The 16,291-nt window shown below is 45.6% G+C and carries 16 protein-coding genes; 12 read left to right on the top strand and 4 right to left on the bottom strand.

Features of this window, described 5'->3' with window-relative positions:
• Nucleotides 1-43: 43 nt before the first annotated feature.
• The 3 genes from SPTER_RS25070 to SPTER_RS25905 are packed head-to-tail and all read right to left on the bottom strand — an operon-like array spanning nucleotide 44 to nucleotide 2,093.
• Entirely contained in the window at nucleotides 44-886 is an 843-nt protein-coding gene (locus SPTER_RS25070) for a prolyl oligopeptidase family serine peptidase (RefSeq protein ID WP_211367277.1), read from the bottom strand.
• Between the two features lie 17 nt (nucleotides 887-903).
• Nucleotides 904-1,980: a prolyl oligopeptidase family protein gene (locus SPTER_RS25065; RefSeq protein ID WP_211367276.1), complete on the bottom strand. Its 1,077-nt coding sequence runs from the start codon at nucleotides 1,978-1,980 to the stop codon at nucleotides 904-906.
• On the bottom strand, nucleotides 1,902-2,093 hold the full coding sequence (locus tag SPTER_RS25905; RefSeq protein ID WP_425474368.1) for a hypothetical protein: 192 nt from the start codon (nucleotides 2,091-2,093) through the stop codon (nucleotides 1,902-1,904). The genes SPTER_RS25065 and SPTER_RS25905 overlap by 79 nt, the downstream gene beginning before the upstream one ends.
• A 180-nt stretch (nucleotides 2,094-2,273) precedes the next feature.
• Here SPTER_RS25905 and SPTER_RS12910 point away from each other — a divergent pair, with 180 nt between their 5' ends.
• Nucleotides 2,274-2,897, top strand: coding sequence for a CBO0543 family protein (locus SPTER_RS12910; protein ID WP_144350766.1), 624 nt, complete (start codon nucleotides 2,274-2,276; stop codon nucleotides 2,895-2,897).
• Between the two features lie 13 nt (nucleotides 2,898-2,910).
• Here the strand turns inward: SPTER_RS12910 and SPTER_RS12905 are convergent, their stop codons facing one another.
• Complete coding sequence (locus tag SPTER_RS12905) at nucleotides 2,911-3,366, bottom strand: CBO0543 family protein (protein ID WP_144350765.1); 456 nt, start codon at nucleotides 3,364-3,366, stop codon at nucleotides 2,911-2,913.
• 282 nt (nucleotides 3,367-3,648) lie between these two features.
• On the opposite strand from SPTER_RS12905, the gene SPTER_RS12900 reads away from it, so the two are divergent.
• The 11 genes from SPTER_RS12900 to SPTER_RS12850 all read left to right on the top strand — a co-directional run bounded on the left by SPTER_RS12900 (nucleotide 3,649) and on the right by SPTER_RS12850 (nucleotide 16,223).
• Complete coding sequence (locus SPTER_RS12900; protein WP_144350764.1) at nucleotides 3,649-4,245, top strand: LysE family translocator; 597 nt, start codon at nucleotides 3,649-3,651, stop codon at nucleotides 4,243-4,245.
• A 5-nt stretch (nucleotides 4,246-4,250) separates the two neighbouring features.
• A complete protein-coding gene (locus SPTER_RS12895) occupies nucleotides 4,251-5,033 on the top strand; it encodes an AraC family transcriptional regulator (protein ID WP_144350763.1) in 783 nt (260 codons plus the stop codon).
• 3 nt (nucleotides 5,034-5,036) lie between these two features.
• Nucleotides 5,037-5,549: a PaaI family thioesterase gene (locus SPTER_RS12890; protein ID WP_211367275.1), complete on the top strand. Its 513-nt coding sequence runs from the start codon at nucleotides 5,037-5,039 to the stop codon at nucleotides 5,547-5,549.
• A gap of 503 nt (nucleotides 5,550-6,052) precedes the next feature.
• Entirely contained in the window at nucleotides 6,053-7,741 is a 1,689-nt protein-coding gene (gene ilvD, locus SPTER_RS12885) for a dihydroxy-acid dehydratase (RefSeq protein ID WP_144350762.1), read from the top strand.
• 52 nt (nucleotides 7,742-7,793) lie between these two features.
• Nucleotides 7,794-8,687, top strand: coding sequence for an NAD(P)-dependent oxidoreductase (locus SPTER_RS12880; RefSeq protein WP_144350761.1), 894 nt, complete (start codon nucleotides 7,794-7,796; stop codon nucleotides 8,685-8,687).
• A 229-nt stretch (nucleotides 8,688-8,916) separates the two neighbouring features.
• A complete protein-coding gene (locus SPTER_RS12875; RefSeq protein WP_144350760.1) occupies nucleotides 8,917-10,293 on the top strand; it encodes an MFS transporter in 1,377 nt (458 codons plus the stop codon).
• A 58-nt stretch (nucleotides 10,294-10,351) separates the two neighbouring features.
• The gene (locus SPTER_RS12870) at nucleotides 10,352-11,899 is read left to right on the top strand and encodes a UxaA family hydrolase (protein ID WP_144350759.1); all 1,548 of its coding nucleotides are present in this window, start codon (nucleotides 10,352-10,354) and stop codon (nucleotides 11,897-11,899) included.
• A 147-nt stretch (nucleotides 11,900-12,046) separates the two neighbouring features.
• Nucleotides 12,047-13,333, top strand: a complete 1,287-nt coding sequence (locus SPTER_RS12865) for a nickel pincer cofactor-dependent isomerase, group 22 (RefSeq protein ID WP_144350758.1) — start codon at nucleotides 12,047-12,049, stop codon at nucleotides 13,331-13,333.
• A gap of 190 nt (nucleotides 13,334-13,523) precedes the next feature.
• Complete coding sequence (locus tag SPTER_RS12860) at nucleotides 13,524-13,913, top strand: carboxymuconolactone decarboxylase family protein (protein WP_211367274.1); 390 nt, start codon at nucleotides 13,524-13,526, stop codon at nucleotides 13,911-13,913.
• Nucleotides 13,914-13,983: 70 nt separating this feature from the next.
• Nucleotides 13,984-15,336 carry an FAD-dependent oxidoreductase gene (locus SPTER_RS12855; protein ID WP_144350756.1) on the top strand — a complete coding sequence of 451 codons (1,353 nt, stop codon included), beginning with the start codon at nucleotides 13,984-13,986 and terminating at the stop codon, nucleotides 15,334-15,336.
• 113 nt (nucleotides 15,337-15,449) lie between these two features.
• Complete coding sequence (locus tag SPTER_RS12850) at nucleotides 15,450-16,223, top strand: HpcH/HpaI aldolase family protein (RefSeq protein WP_144350755.1); 774 nt, start codon at nucleotides 15,450-15,452, stop codon at nucleotides 16,221-16,223.
• Nucleotides 16,224-16,291: the final 68 nt, after the last annotated feature.

Raw genomic sequence — 16,291 nt, 5'->3', positions numbered from 1 at the left:
AACAAGCCAAGAAAAATGATCAAAAAAATACACTGTATGCCGGTTATCGCGCGGCCTCCACGTTGAGCCCGGTCCAATAAGCGGCGAAAGCCCATAAGTCGGCCACCTCCTGGATGATCTTGTCCAGCGGCTTGCCGGCGCCATGACCGGCCCGGGTTTCGATGCGAACCAGGTGCGGCTTCGGGCCGAGGTCAGCAGCCTGAAGGGCAGCGATATACTTGAAGGTATGGCCTGGCACGACGCGGTTGTCCGTGTCGGCGGTCGTGGCCAGGATCGCGGGATAATCCCGGCCTGGCACTATGTTGTGGTAGGGCGAATAGGCACGGAGATTGCGGAAATCCGCCTCCTGCGCGGGGTCTCCGAAATCGGCCATCCACAACTGTCCGCCGGTGAACCGGTGGTAGCGAAGCATGTCCATGACGCCGACGCCTGCAAGGGAAGCCGCAAACAGGTCCGGGCGCTGGTTGACGACGGCGCCGACGAGAAGGCCGCCGCCGGATTCGCCCTGGATCGCCAGCCCAGCGGCGGGCGTGGTCCCACCAGCTTTCAGATATTCGCCGGCGGCGATGAAATCGTCGAAGACGTTCTGTTTTTTTTCAAGCCGGCCCGCATCGTGCCACGCCTTGCCGTATTCGCCGCCGCCACGAATGTTGGCCACCGCCAGCACGCCGCCCTGTTCCACCCAGGCGAACCACGCGGGCGACCAGACGGGTATCATGCTGATACCGAAGCCGCCATAGCCATAGAGCAAGGTCGGAGCGGGGCCGGTCGCGTCTCTCCGCCGGACGATGAACATCGGAATGCGCGTGCCGTCCTTGGCGGTGTAGAAGCGCTGATCTACCACGATCCGGTCGAGGTCTGCATCGACCTTCGGTGCGGCCCACACCTCCCTTGTGTTCGCGGTTACGTCGTAGCGGTAAACCGTGACGGGGCGTCGAAGCTGGTGAAGACGAAGAAGCTTTCCGGCTCCTCCGGATTGCCGAGAAATCCGCCAGCGCTGCCGATGCCGGGAAGCTCGACGACGCCATCGGGCGTTCCGTCGAGCTTGTAGCGGTGGACCTGGGCCTTGGCATCGACAAGATAGGATGCCAACAGTCGGCCGCCGAACAGCGCCGCATCATTTAGAACGACCTCCTGTTCGCCCACAAGGTCGGTAAAGACCGGAGCGGGATCGGCGAGATCGAGCGTCACGATCTTGCGGTGCTCTGCGTCCCGCGTGGTCATCAGGAAGAGTTTCGTTCCGACATTGCCGATGACGCCCCATTCGGTGTCGAAGTTTTCCACCAGAGGGCGCACCGCCCAGTCGGGCGTCGAGAGGTCCGCAACTGACAGCGCCACGGTACTGGAGCCGGGCGTCGAGTAGATCATCAGATATCGACCGTCATCGGTGACGCTGGATATGTGGACCAGATTCGACTGAGCGGGCGTGGCATGGATGAGCCGGTCCTGCGCCTGGGGCGTGCCCAGCGTGTGGAAATAGATCGCGTGGCCGGCAAGGCTCGCCTCGAACGCGGTGCCTTCGTCCGGTTCGGGGTAGCGCGAGTAGAAGAAGCCGGAGCCGTCCTTCGACCACGAGATCTGGGTGAAGCGCGCCCATTGGACCTCGTCTTCGAGTATGCGGCCGGTGTTCACATCCAGGACACGGATCGTGCGCCAGTCCGTGCCGCCCTCCTGGATCGCATAGGCTACATGGGAGCCGTCTTTCGACGCCGACCATTCCGCGAGCGCGGTCGTGCCGTCTTCCGACCATTGGTTGGGATCGATCAGGACGTGATCCGCTCCGGCCGCCCCGTCGCGAACGTAAAGGGCCGCCTGATTGTTGAGGCCCGGATTGCGCGTGTAGAAATAGCGCCCGCCCCGCTTGTGTGGCGCGGTGACCCGCTCGTGATCGAACAGGGCCCTCAGCCGCTCCCTGAAGACTCGCGCCCGGGTAAGGTAGCGAGATAGGATTGCGTGACCGCATTTTGAGCCGCGACCCAATCGGCGACAGCCTTGTCAGTGCGAACGTCATTCTCCAGCCACCGATAGGGATCGGCGATCTTCTGTCCGAACAGTTCGTCAACGACATCGTTGCGGCGGGTTTTGGCCTCAATTTTTGCGCGGATTTTTTGGGAATTTGACCGTGTGGATTTATCCCTGCACGTTACTGTCTACAGGCAAGTAACGGATTAACGAAACCCTATCTATAGGTGCTAGGAAGGTGATAGAAGTCTCGTATGGTATAAAGTTTTTCCATCTGTCAAAGCTAAAGAAAAGTTGACGATGGAGGTAATATGGATACTTTTTATCAATTGGTAAACGCGGTGATCATTTCGGCGAAAATTTCATACTTTCATTGGAGTACTAAAGAAGCTCTGGCTCTGGGGTGGTTGGTCATTGCTGGTTTTCTTGCGATATCTTGTGTGCTATTATTTATCCTAATCGACAAGAGCAGATTGCGTGAAATACTTTTATTTGGTTTTATATTGACATTTCTATTTGTATGCACTGACGTAATTGCGACTGAATATGGTCTGTGGGAATATAAGACCCGCATTATTCCTTTAAAGGCAAGCATATTCCCTTTTTCATATACCATGAACCCGATATTTCATATGTTGGCTTATCAATACGGTAATACGTGGTGGCGTTTTGTTTTACTAAACACTATTGTAGCGGGATTATTTGCTTTTATTGCCCATCCTTTGTATGTTTGGGCAGATGTATTATGGCTTGGAAATTGGAATTATATCAATTCATTTATATATCTCATGGCTATTCCCTGGGGCGTAAGGAGTTTCGTTATTTGGATTGCCAATATTGAGCAACAATACGCAACAGAAAACAGACGATCAACGTTGTTTACGGCACTCAGCCCGGCAATGAAATTATTTGACGGCGATAAGGACGAAAAGTAAACAATAGATAGGTCTATAGAACTTTCTTCTGCCATAAAAATGCGAGAAAAGAATAGGCTGTAAATGCCGCCAGATATGTCAAAGAGAGGTGCCAGTGATGATATACCAGAAGATGCGAGTATTTTAGACCAGCCCATTCCCAGGAGATGGTCAACGCTGAAACAATGGCGATTACTACGGTGTTGTAGGAAACGGACGGCTTCAAAAGGTACACAAGCATTATTGCTTTAGGTGGCAGGCCCAAAAGGCCATACAGCAATTCTGTCCCCGGCCGACCAATTGTTGGTGAAGGGAAATCCCACGTCCCAAAGTGAAGACCTAGCAGATTACTTGTAAATGCAAGCCATGAACTAAAAAAGAATAAATTCAGAAGTCGCCGCGAAGGCAAAGGTTTTTGCCAATAAAGAACAGCAACTATAGTGGGATGTATAAGCATATTGGCAGTGATGAGAATAATATCCATATTCATACAATGATCTCCTGTTATACCATCAATAACTAAACTCGTAATAGGTAGTAAAGCGCTACTTTATATTTTACCCTTGATCTGAGGCAGTATTCAAAACTGCCTCTTTATTACGCATGTGGGTTGCGCTGTTTAACGCCTGCTGCCAGGAAGGTAGCGGGCGTTTTTCATAAGTGCATTTTGTCGGACTGATATTGATTATTTGCAGCCTTGCAATAATGTACTATATGCATCTGTTTTTCTTGATGTATAATTTATGATATTAACTTCCGAGGAGCTTATATCATGAACATTACATCTTTTTTAATATACTGCGTTATTGTAACATTTACACCTGGACCTACCAATATTGTTATATTGTCTACGGTGCAGGGGTTTGGCATAAAAAGAGCTATGGAATATTCGTATGGAGCAACAATTGCCTTTGGGGCCCTACTTGCCATCTCCGCCATATTAAATACCGTGCTTGTGTCCATAATACCGAAAATATTGATTGTAATGCAGATCATAGGGACCCTTTATATTTTGTATTTGGCCTATCAGATATACAAAATGGATACATCAGGGTCAACTGAAAAACAAGTTGCAACGCTTAGGTCGGGTTTTATCATGCAGTTTGTAAATCCCAAGGTAGTGTTGTTTACAATGACGGTAATCCCCAGTTTTGTTATGCCATACTACACTGACCCCCATTTATTAGCGATATTTGTTGCGATTATTACTGCTATTGGCTTTTTAGCATTTGTCACTTGGGTGATTTTCGGGGCGATTTTCAAGGAAATCTTGCTGAAGTATCAAAAACTGGTTAATGTAAGTATGTCACTTTTTCTGATATATTCTGCTATAATGGGCTCAGGATTGGTTGAGCTTATTGGGAGATGACGGACATGGCAAGATTCATATATAAAAAATCATCAGATATCACTGCGCTATCAGCTAGTTTTACAGATTTCACATATAAGAAGCATTGTCATGAGGAATATGCATTGGGTGTGACCCTGCGTGGCATTCAAGAGTATAATTTAGATGGCAGTTTCCATGCGTCATATGAGAATGGGGTTATGCTCTTCAATCCTGAACAGATACATGATGGTAGGGCGCATGATAGTTCGGGTCTTGATTATGTTATGCTATATATTGAGCCGAGACTGTTTTTGGATATACTAGGAAAAAAGGATATGGTTCGTTTTGCAGCTCCAGTTGTCTATAATCAGGCTCTTAGGAATAGTATCTTAAATCTTTCAAATGCAATTCAGCGTGAAGAAGATAAAGTCTTGTGTAGTGAACTGCTCCTATCCCTCGTAGATAACTTTAATCCAATTAATATCTTTATCGATTATAAAAGAGATAATAAGCTAATTCATAAAGCCAAGGAAATGATTTATTCTAAATTAGATGATGTAATGAGCCTTGATGAAATATGCAAAGAGTTTTCTATCTCAAAGTACCAGTTTATCAGGTTATTTAAAGCTAATGCCGGAATTTCCCCATATCAATATTTTATATTTTGCAAGGTAAATCGTGCTAAGCAGTTACTAGAAAAAAACAAGGATATTTACTCGGCTGTAGCAGAATGCGGGTTTGTTGATTTATCTCACTTAAATAAGCATTTCAAAAGAATCTATGGAATAACAGCGTTCGAATATAAGTCACATTTAAACATGAACTAGAGAATGTTTAAACTTTTAAGAACTTATAAGAAAGGTGAGAGTAATATGGCGGAATCAAGAAGTCGTTTTACCCCGCAAACTCCTGATTTTGCAAACCGTGTTCAAGCGAGTTTTACCCAACAAGCTGTGATGAATCTTATTGGTGCCGAACTAGTGAAGGTCATTCCGGGTGAAGTTGAGATTCTAATGCAGTTTCGTGATAATCTTACCCAACAACACGGTTTCCTACATGCGGGCATTATAACAACCATCGTTGATAGTGCCTGTGGTTATGCAGCTTTGAGTCTTATGCCTGCCGGGGCCTCGGTCCTGACAATTGAATTTAAGGTTAATCTTCTTGCCCCTGCGAAGGGTGAAAGGTTTCTAGCCAGAGGTATGGTCGTCAAGCCGGGGAAGACGATTACTGTTTGCTCAGGCGAAGTTTTCGCTTTAGGTTCAGAAGAACCAAAATTGGTAGCAACAATGACAGCAACTATGATGACACTTCAAGGTCGCCCTGGCGTCTCGGAAGGTTAGGAGCTTTGAAAGCAGTAATGTACCCCCCTTTTGTCAATATCACTCACCTAAAGTCGACAGTTGAAAAGCATTGATGGTGTTACAGCAAACGAATAGTTGAAGCAGATTTCAGTACTTCTACAAGCATTGTGTTTGTGGGAGAAGGAGAAGAAATAAGAACATCGTCAATTCGCGTTACTGCGGTTATCAATATAGAGGGCGTAGACACAAAAAATCAGCAGATAGAAGATTGGGATTTTTAAAGATGATTTAGACGTTCAATTTACATTGGACGTCTATTTTTTATTTAACTAAGGAGGAATAATTATGGAGCAAAGTAACTTATCTGGTAGCTCATCTTCCAGCATGTATTTTTAAATTTTGTCTACTATTGCAAATTATTTTACAATATGATATTCTTGATATAGCGCTGATATATTACACATATATTATAGCTATATCAAGAATGGATTATCTCGTCTAAACTGATCGAGTACGACAGAAAAGTACTTAGGAGGAAGAAAATGTACAGAAGTGACTTTGAACCAGGTACAACCAGGTGGGCAGTAAGAAGAGCGCAATGGCGTGCTATGAGTATTACGGATGATGATATGAAAAAACCGAAAATTGCGGTAATTAACACTTCTTCGACGTTATCAAGCTGCTTTATTCATGTGAACAAGGTCTCAGAAGCAGTGCAAAATGCGATTCGTATGGCTGGCGGGCTCCCTTTTGAAGTGAGAACCGTAGCGCCCAGTGATTTTGTTACCAGTGCTGGGAAAAAAGCGAGATATCTTATGCCAACGCGGGATCTGATTGTTAATGAAATTGAATGCATGGTCGAGGGAGCGGTGCTGGACGGCATGGTCTGCTTATCGTCATGTGATAAAACGACACCGGCCCATATTATGGCGGCCGTCAGGCTGAACGTGCCTACGCTGGTATTAACCTGCGGGTATCAAGTCGGCGGTTATTGCAGCAGCGGACAGTTTGTTGATATTGACGATGTCTATGAAGCGGTGGGGGCATTACAGGCCGGCACCATTTCCCTGGAAGATTTGACCGATATGACGGAAGCTGCAATCCAGACACCGGGGGTTTGTGCCGGCTTAGGTACAGCAAATTCGATGCATATTGTTGCAGAGGCGCTGGGCATATCCCTGGCTGGCAATTCGCCGGTAAAGGCTGAAAGCCGTAAGCTGTATGATTATGCACGCAAGGTTGGGGAAAGAATCGTTGAACTGATCAATCAAAATATTTGTCCTCGCGATATTGTCACAGAAAAAGCTATCGAAAACGCAATTATGGTCGTTCAGGCTGTGGGCGGCTCAGTTAATACGGTCCGGCATTTATCAGCTATTGCTACCGAGGCGGAACTTGATATTGATGTTGTGAAAATGTACGAAAATCTGGCAAGTAAAATTCCACTACTGACAGCTGTTCGTCCAAACGGACCATATCGTACAGAGGATCTGGAAGCCGCAGGTGGTACGAGAGCTGTTATGAAACGATTAGAAGATAAATTAAATAAAGAAATTCTTACAGTAAACGGAACAACTGTCGCGGAAAACATAGACGATGCCAAAATTAACGACGACAGAGTAATTAAAACTGTTAAAGATCCGCAAAGTAAACGTCCCGGCGTTGCGATCTTTAGAGGCAATATTGCACCGGACGGCTGTATCGTTAAACTCTCAGCCGTACCGCAGGGGATCGATCGGTTTGAAGGGCCTGCAAATATTTTTGACGGTGAAGATGAAGCCATTGAAGCGATTGGTAAGGGCGAAATCAAAAAAGGTGATGTTATTATTTTAAGAAATATGGGACCGATCGGTGGTCCTGGCACCGTGTTTGCCTGCAGTTTTGTCGCAGCTATGAACGGTGCCGGTCTGGCGCCTTATGTTGCGGTTGTTACTGACGGTGAATTATCCGGCTTAAACCGAGGCATCGTAGTTGGTCAGATGATGCCCGAAGCGGCGGCTGGCGGCCCATTGGCCATTGTTAAACAAGGAGAAACCATTACCATTGATATGGAAGCCAGAACTATTCATGCCCATATAGCTAATGCAGAAATTGATGAACGTTTAAGCAGATGGACACCTCCGGCCAAGCCTCATTTAAAGGCAGGTACTTATTTGGCGCAGTACTGCGAACTTGTACAGCCGATTGCGCAAGGCGCAGTGTTAGGAAAACGCGATTTCAGGAAAAAATAAAAATAAATGCATGGGCCAAAAAAATTGGCCCATGTAAGGAAGGAACAGCAATATGGAAAAGAAACTGGGCTTTATTGGCTTAGGAATTATGGGAAGACCGATGGTGCGGAATCTATTGGCAGCTGGTTACCAGGTACATGTTTACAGCATTCAGGCGTCCGAAATTCAGGATGTAGTAAAAGATGGCGCCATTGCGGAGACGGATGCGCAGTCCGTCGTGGCAATGGCCGACATTACTATCACCATGGTGCCTGATACTCCACAGGTACAAGCGGTAATCACCAGTGTACTGCCTGTGCTCAAGCAAGGCAAAATAATCGTGGATATGAGTACAATCTCAGCGCTGTCAACTAAAGAATTGGCGGCCAAAGTTAAAGAAACCGGCGCGCTGATGCTGGATGCTCCCGTCAGCGGCGGCGACAAAGGCGCTATTGCCGGTACACTGTCGATCATGGTAGGCGGTGAAAAAGCAGCATTTGAAACCTGTCTGCCGGTCTTTAATGTGTTGGGTAAACGCGTGACTCATGTCGGCGGAAGTTCGATGGGGCAGGTTGTAAAATCCTGTAATCAGGTGCTGGCGGCTTCCACCGTGCTGGCGCTAGGCGAAGCTCTTGTGCTGGGCACCAAAGCAGGTGCCGACCCAGCCAAAATTATGGAGGTTATGTCCGCAGGCTATGCAAGATGCGGGGCGATCGAAATCCGTGGCGCCAATATCCTTCAGGGAGATTTTGCCCCAGGTTTTAAAAGCAAACTGCAGTACAAGGACCTGCGTCTGGCGATGGAGCTTAGCCGGGGTATCGATGCCCCCATGCCTGTGGCGAGCATCGTACATGAATTTTACAAAACTTGTATGGCGAAAGGCTTGGGGGAAGAGGATCATACCAATGTTATCCGCCTAATTGAAGAGATGGCTGACGTGGAAGTAAGAGTAGGGACAGGTAAATGATTTGCTAGGTTATTAGGAGTTTGGTTATAAAAGTAAGTTCAAACATATTTGTACGCTAGATCTAGGTGCTGGACACTACTATCCTAAAAGTAGATTGCTGATTTTTAGGAAGTGTCTTCGGCCCTAGCATTTTGCAGCTGAAATATACAGAATAATAAATCAACACATTGAATTGCCTATGTTTTGATGTTTCATAATTTTTTATTCAATTTACAGGAGGGAGAAAATCATGAATAAGGAAGCCGCAAATGCGAAAAGTGACTACGGAATACAAACTGAAATACCTCTCCAGAGACCCACCCGTTACCGCTTTTTAGTGTTAGCACTAATAACGATTATCCTCACTTTAAGTACGGCCGACAGGGCAACGTTGTCAGTAGCCGGGGTGGGGATGGGAAAAGATCTGGGGTTTGATTCCGTTCAGTTGGGCTATCTTTTTTCGGCATTTAGTTGGGCGTATGTTCTGGGCCAAGTACCGGCAGGCTGGCTAGGTGACAAAATTGGCTCGAAGAAAACAATTTTCATTGGCTTATTTATGTGGTCTGTTGTGACTGTACTGATGGGATTTATCGTTCCTTCGAGCATCGCGTTCTTCCTATTATTAGGGTTACGTTTTTGCCTTGGAATATTTGAGACACCTGTTGGCCCATCTTCCGGAAAGATTATTGCCAGTTGGTTCCCGGGTCATGAGCGTGGTATTGCCGGATCAATATTTAACAGCGCGCAGTATTTTTCTTTGGCGATCTTCACTCCCTTTATGGGGTGGCTGGCATATACTTTCAGTTGGCATTATGTGTATATTGTCATGGGAGCCTTAGGGATCATATTGGCGTTCATCTGGCAAGCCTTATTTCAGGTGCCAAGTAAGCATAAAGGTGTTAATCAGGCTGAACTTGACTTAATTCAAGCAGGTGGCGGCCTGATCGATATGGACGCAAATATTGGGGAAAGCAAGTCCAATGAAGCGAGTTCAAAACCAAAAGTAAAACTAAGTGATATTGGACAATTGTTTAAGAGCAGAATGCTGGGAGGCATTTTTCTAGCGCAATACTGTATTACTGCTATTTCGTGGTTTTACTGGTCATGGTTTCCGATTTATTTGGTAAAAGAACGTGGATTATCTATCCTCCAAGCCGGATTCATGGCATCAATACCCGCTATTGCAGGTGGCATCGGCGGTGTTCTTGCCGGGTTTGTTTCCGACTGGATATTGAAAAAAACTGGCTCACTGTCTCTTGCCAGAAAGATTCCAATTACCATTGGCTTCACTCTTAGCGCGTTTATTATTCTCTGTAATTATGTGCAGACAGACGCGATGGTTGTTTTTCTAATGAGTGCAGCCTTCTTTGGGAAAGGCTTTGGTAATTTGGGGTGGACTGTAGTTGCTGATACGGCTCCTAAGAAAATTGTTGGGCTTACGGGTGGTGTATTTAATTCGATTGGTCAGATGTCTGGTATCATTACTCCCGTTGTTATTGGCTACATTCTGCACGCAACAGGTTCTTTCAATGGTGCGCTCATCTACGTCGGTGTCCATGGTGTAATGGTTATCTTAAGTTATTGGGTTATTGTAGGAAAAATTCAGAGATTTGAACTTAAAGAATAAAATATTAACATCAATTCATATATGTCACTCAGCGTGAAAGAAAAGGGAGGAAGTAGTAATGGCTATTCAATCAGGGAGGAAACTAATCAGTCCGGTTATTCGTTTGGATGCAAAGGATAATGTAGTTGTGGCCCGCACCGTGATTCCGGCTGGCACCGTTATCCCAAACGAAAAAATTACCACACTCAGTGAAGTTCCTTCAGGCTACAAAATCGCAACAGTACCGATTCACAAAGGGGAACCAATTTTAAAATATAATACGGTGATTGGCTTTGCTGCCGTCGATCTGACTCCGGGAACGATGCTGCATGATCATAATATTGAATTCCATGAATATCAGCGCGATTATGCCTTCTGCCGCGATTATCGGCCGCTGGAAATGATACCGGAAAATGAGCGCGCAACATTTCAGGGAATTGTGAGGAAAGACGGGCGAGTGGCAACTCGTAACTATATAGGAGTGATAGCAATCTCTAATTGTGCAGCCACCGTTGTCAATAAAGTTGCTGATTATTTTACTGAAGAACGGCTGGCTGAGTTTGCCAACGTGAACGGCGTTGTACAGCTCAGTCATGATCAAGGGTGCGGCGGGGATTCGACCGCAGGTCCTATGGCAGTGCTAAGGAGAACACTCGGTGGCTATGTGCGTCATCCTAATTTTGCCGGAATGGTGATTGTTGGACTTGGCTGTGAGCGAAATCTGATGGAAGATTTCTTAAAGGCGGAGAATATACAACCTGGGCCAAATGTCAGAACTCTTATCATGCAAGAAATTGGCGGGACGCGTAAGACAATTGAAGCAGGTATTGCTGCAGTAAAAGAAATGTTGCCGGATGCCAATAAAGCTAGACGGCAAACAGTTCCTGCCAGCCATATTACAATAGGGCTGCAGTGTGGTGGTTCTGACGGCTTTTCTGGCTTGTCAGCCAATCCGTCCTTAGGAGCTGCAATGGATTTATTGACACGCAATGGCGGAACGGCAATTCTGTCTGAAACCTCGGAAATCTACGGGTTAGAACAAACTCTTACTTGTCGGGCGGTCAGCCGGGAAGTTGGGGAAAAACTGGTGGCAAGAATGCGCTGGTGGAAAGAGGAATATTGTGTCGGGCGCGACATGCAGATTAATGGCAGGGTAAGTCCGGGTAATAATAAAGGCGGGTTGGCAAATGTTTTTGAGAAATCATTGGGAGGCGTAAAAAAGGGCGGGTCAGGTCCACTAATGGCTGTGTATGAATACGCGCAGCCGGTTACACAAAAGGGTCTCGTCTTTATGGATACTACCGGCTATGATCCTGCATCAGCAACCGGACAGATTGCGGGCGGTGCCAATATGATTGTGTTTACCACCGGGCGTGGTTCGTGCTTTGGATCTGTTCCATCGCCGACAATGAAATTGGCCTCCAATACACCAATGTATATGCGCATGGAAGAAGATATGGATATGAATTGCGGAATTGTAATTGATGGCGAAGTGAACGTTCAAGAGATGGGTCAAAAAATATTTGATCAGATTTTGCGGGTTGCCTCCGGTGAAAAAACTAAAAGTGAAGAGCTGGGCGTAGGCAGAGCGGAATTTGTTCCCTGGAGACTTACCTTAATGGGTTAAACCCATAGTGTAAAGGCAATCTCCCGCTAGAAGCTGGGCTGGTAGGTGCCAAACGATGATGTACTGCCAGCTCACTAGCTTTTTCCATTGTCTTTATGTAGTTCTGCTTAAGCAGTGCAGTGCCAAGTAATTGATGGGGAGGATAAAATGGAGATTATTAGAAAAATGCTGCAGGATGTTAAAATACCCAAAATGATAAAGATTCAACAACATTTTTCAAACGATGAGATTATAGACATAGAGGGTGCTGTAGCTAAAGAATTGCGGAATCCCCAAATTGCCAATCGTGTAACAAAAGGCATGCGAATTGCTGTTGGCGTAGGAAGCCGGGGCGTAGCTCAAATTTCAAGAATTGTGCGGGCTACAATTGACGAGCTTAAACGGTGTGGAGCCGAGCCTTTTATTGTGCCCGCAATGGGCAGTCATGGGGGAGCCACAGCCGAAGGACAGATTGATGTATTGGCTAATCTTGGCGTAACAGAAACAAGCGCGGGCTGTCCGATTCTTTCATCCATGGAGGTTATCCATCTAGGGATTATGGACAATGGCTTACCAATACTGATCGACAAAAATGCTTTTGAAGCTGATGGAATTATTGTGATCAACCGGATAAAAGCGCATAACGGATTTAGCGGTCCGAATGAGAGCGGCCTGGTTAAAATGATTACAATTGGGCTGGGAAAACAAAAAGGGGCGGAATCTTGTCACACATTAGGCTGGGGGAGCATGGCCGAGTTTATCGTGGATATGGCCAGAATTAAATTGGAAAAGCTTCCTTTTCTATTTGGCATTGGCACTGTGGAAAATGCTTATGACCGCGTCAGAAAGATCGCCGCCATTCCAGCAGAAAAAATTATTGAAAAAGAAAGAGTATTATTGCTGGAAGCAAAACAGAGCATGCCAAGGTTATTGCTAAAGCCCATGGATGTCCTCCTTGTCGACATGATCGGCAAAGAGTTCTCCGGCGGCGGCATGGATCCTTATACAACCGGGAGAGCAGCCACGCCATATATAAGCGTAGGCCCCGAACCCGGCAGGCTGGCGATTCTTGATGTGAGTGAGCAAAGTCATGGAAATTGCTCCGGCATGGGACTGGCGGACTTTAGTACTCGCAGACTCTTTCATAAAATAAATTTTGAATATACCTATGCCAACAATATAACTTCTACAACTCTTGTCTCCGGCAAGATCCCTTTGATTATGGACAATGACCGTTTAGCCGTTCAGGGATCGATCAAAACCTGCAATATTCTTGATGCAACTCAGGTTAGAATGGTTCGTATACCGAATAGCCTTCATGTTGAGAAAATTTATATATCGGAGAACATGCTGGAGGAAGCAAATCAGCATCCCGATATAACAGTTCTCGGTGAGGCTGAAGAAATAGGCTTTGATGAACAGGGCAACATTTTGAATTTAGGCCACGTTTGTTAAGTACAAACATAAATATATTACAATGCTGTAACGATACTGTATAAATTTAAAAGGTTTACCAAAAACAGGCTAAAGCGAATCAAGAAGCTGCTCCAAAGGCTTGAAACTCTCCGCGAAGTCGGCAGCAACCTAATAACTATGGTCGAGAAGAAAGGGGTACCAGGTATAGATTTTTGCTATGCACAGCCTGGTGTGGGATGAAAATATGGTAGAAATAGAGTCAAGATATCAGCGTGGATTGCAAAAAATGAGAGAAATGACCGGGGAAACTGGCGAGGAGGCTATTCTTCCATTAGATGATCTTGGTAAATATATTATCGAATTTGCTTTTGGCGATATCTTAAGCCGGAGCGGCTTAACATTGCGAGACAGAGAAATTGTTATTATTACGGCACTCACCGTCCTTGGGCGGGAAGCCCAGCTGAAAGTTCATTTTCCTGCTGCTATGAAGGTGGGGTTAAGCGTAGCAGAGCTGGAGGAAATTATTATCCAAACTTCTCCTTACGCAGGATTTCCTACTGCTATTAATGCTTTACAGGTACTTAGAAATAAGTCCTTGATAGTATCGACGGAGGACTGATGATATTAAAGGAATTTTTTATCAATGTAAATATTTATAGTATATTAAATACTGAGAAAGGAGAGTTTTCATGAAATTCAGGGACCTGTATGTTGAAAATTCTTGCCATACATTGCCTGTATTTGCTACGGTCGATGTGTTGGTAGCCGGTGGCGGCGCGGCTGGTATAGCCGCTGCGGAAACAGCTGCCCGGTCAGGAAATTCAGTATTGCTGGTTGAAAAGTACGGATTTTTAGGCGGTGCCGCTGTTGCCGGATTATCAGGTACTATCTGCGGCCTGTTTTTAGCAAGCGATGTAAATTCTAGACCCGAACAAATTGTATATGGTTTTACAGATAAATTCTACAGAGAGCTTGCTAAAATGGATGGAGTTACTGCACCTCAGAAATACGGAAAGACCTGGACGGTAACCCATGATTCGTTGGTCTGGCGTGAGGTTGCTGAAAACTTGTTGGAAGCTGCCGGAGCTAATATTTTATATCATTCCAATATTGTGGGCGTGATTAAAGACGATAGGGATTATAAAGGCATCGTTATTGATACAAAATCCGGTGTAGCGGCTATTCATGCAAAAGTAATCATTGATGCCACTGGCGACGCGGATCTCATTTATAGATCAGGCTACGACTATGTGATGGGTGATAATGGGCATATTCAGAATCCTACAATGATTTTCAGACTTGGGGGTGTTGATGTACAGGCATTTTTGCAAGAATGGGGTGATGATACGATATCGCCAGCGAAAATTACAAAGCAGATTGAAGCGGCCTGTGAAAACGACGGCTATGATTTGCCCCGGAAGAAAATCTGGATTTTTAGTACGCCACGTCCTAACGAATTGCTGGTAAATGCTACCCGGATTGTGGGCAGAGACGGCAGAGAATTAAATGTCATGCTGCCCCGGGATCACACGGAAGCTGAAATTGTAGGCCGTCGGCAGGCTCGGGCGTATGCCTCATTTCTAAAAAAATATGTTGCCGGCTGTGAAAACAGTTTTATTGATGATACCGGTGTTGAGGTTGGGGTAAGACAGACCAGAAGCATAGTAGGAGTGGCGTGTTTAACCAACCAAGATGTTATATCGCATCGGAAACGTACGGACGGTATTGCGAAATGTCCCTGGCCAATTGAATTGCACAGCGGTGAAAAGCCAAAAGTTGAATGGATTGTAGATGATTATTATGAGATTCCTTTTGGTGCTCTTGTGCCTGTCAAGGGCGAAAATATTCTTATAGCCGGCCGGTCCTTGTCTGCTGAACACGAAGCAATGGCATCGGCAAGGGTAACGGCGCAGTGTTTTCAATATGGTCAAGCGGCCGGTATCGCTGCGGGTCTTGCAATCAAAAGTAACAGAGCTATTCGTGCGTTGGCAGGAGAAGAAATCCGCTTCCTGATGAATAAAGACAATGCGAGAATGGAGTGAAAATAGAGAATAACAAAGAGGTGATTGGAAAAACGGAATGTTGTTGCAAATTTTTAGAATGGTTTAGTTCTAGGCATAAATACTGAAAAGTATGTCAAAAAGGAAGTGTTCATATGTTGGAAAATGCGTTAAAGGAAAAATTGAGTCGCGGTGAAACAGCATTGGGGTTATTCGTAAATATTAATTCACCAACGCTGATAGAAATTATTGGCTATTCCGGCCTGGATTTTATCGTTATTGATAATGAGCATGGAGCATTTTCAGATGCCGATATTGAGGAACTCATTCGGGCCGCCGAGTTAACAAACGTAACTCCAATTGTCCGTGTTTCCTACAATCAAGCCTCCATTCAAAAAGCACTGGATCGGGGAGCAAAAGGTATCCAGGTTCCAATGATCAATACCAGAGCCGATGCCGAGGCGGTTGTAAGAAAAGCAAAATTTGCTCCGCTAGGCACAAGAGGAGCGGCGTATTCGGTTAGGGCCGCACGATATGGTAATTATATTGGTAAAGAATATTTGGATGCGGCCGATCAAAATACGTTAATCGTCGTTCATATTGAGACAATGGAAGCAGTCAAAAATTTTGAGGAAATTGTTAGCGTACCTGGCATTGATATTGCATTTGTAGGTCCGGCAGATTTATCGGTTTCTATGGGCTATAAGGCGGAAGGATGGAATCATCCGGAAGTGCAAAGGGTTATTCAGGATTTACTTCGTCGCGGTAAAGAGCAGGGAGTTTATATGGGAACCATGGCCAGCAATATTCAGGATCTTGGCCGGTGTGCAGCCCAGGGAGCAAGATTTGTTTCGCTTGTGGCCTCCGCGTTAATATCCGAGAAATTCAAAGAAATGGTCAGAGTTGGACGGGAAGATACTAAAAACTAAAATGTATTTTCAAATTCTCCTGAATAATATTCAGGAGAATTTGTTATATTTTTCTTTGGCTTTGGCTC

This window comes from Sporomusa termitida (assembly GCF_007641255.1).
GTDB lineage: Bacteria > Bacillota > Negativicutes > Sporomusales > Sporomusaceae > Sporomusa > Sporomusa termitida.
The sequence above is the reverse complement of the archived record's forward strand: the minus strand, read 5'-3'. Positions and strand labels throughout refer to the sequence as shown.

Coding starts and splice junctions, on each gene's coding strand:
- SPTER_RS12910 (WP_144350766.1), top strand. CDS start 2,274: ATGGATACTTTTTATCAATTGGTAAACGCGGTGATCATTTCGGCGAAA.
- SPTER_RS12905 (WP_144350765.1), bottom strand. CDS start 3,366: ATGAATATGGATATTATTCTCATCACTGCCAATATGCTTATACATCCC.
- SPTER_RS12900 (WP_144350764.1), top strand. CDS start 3,649: ATGAACATTACATCTTTTTTAATATACTGCGTTATTGTAACATTTACA.
- SPTER_RS12895 (WP_144350763.1), top strand. CDS start 4,251: ATGGCAAGATTCATATATAAAAAATCATCAGATATCACTGCGCTATCA.
- SPTER_RS12890 (WP_211367275.1), top strand. CDS start 5,037: ATGTTTAAACTTTTAAGAACTTATAAGAAAGGTGAGAGTAATATGGCG.
- ilvD (WP_144350762.1), top strand. CDS start 6,053: ATGTACAGAAGTGACTTTGAACCAGGTACAACCAGGTGGGCAGTAAGA.
- SPTER_RS12880 (WP_144350761.1), top strand. CDS start 7,794: ATGGAAAAGAAACTGGGCTTTATTGGCTTAGGAATTATGGGAAGACCG.
- SPTER_RS12875 (WP_144350760.1), top strand. CDS start 8,917: ATGAATAAGGAAGCCGCAAATGCGAAAAGTGACTACGGAATACAAACT.
- SPTER_RS12870 (WP_144350759.1), top strand. CDS start 10,352: ATGGCTATTCAATCAGGGAGGAAACTAATCAGTCCGGTTATTCGTTTG.
- SPTER_RS12865 (WP_144350758.1), top strand. CDS start 12,047: ATGGAGATTATTAGAAAAATGCTGCAGGATGTTAAAATACCCAAAATG.
- SPTER_RS12855 (WP_144350756.1), top strand. CDS start 13,984: ATGAAATTCAGGGACCTGTATGTTGAAAATTCTTGCCATACATTGCCT.
- SPTER_RS12850 (WP_144350755.1), top strand. CDS start 15,450: ATGTTGGAAAATGCGTTAAAGGAAAAATTGAGTCGCGGTGAAACAGCA.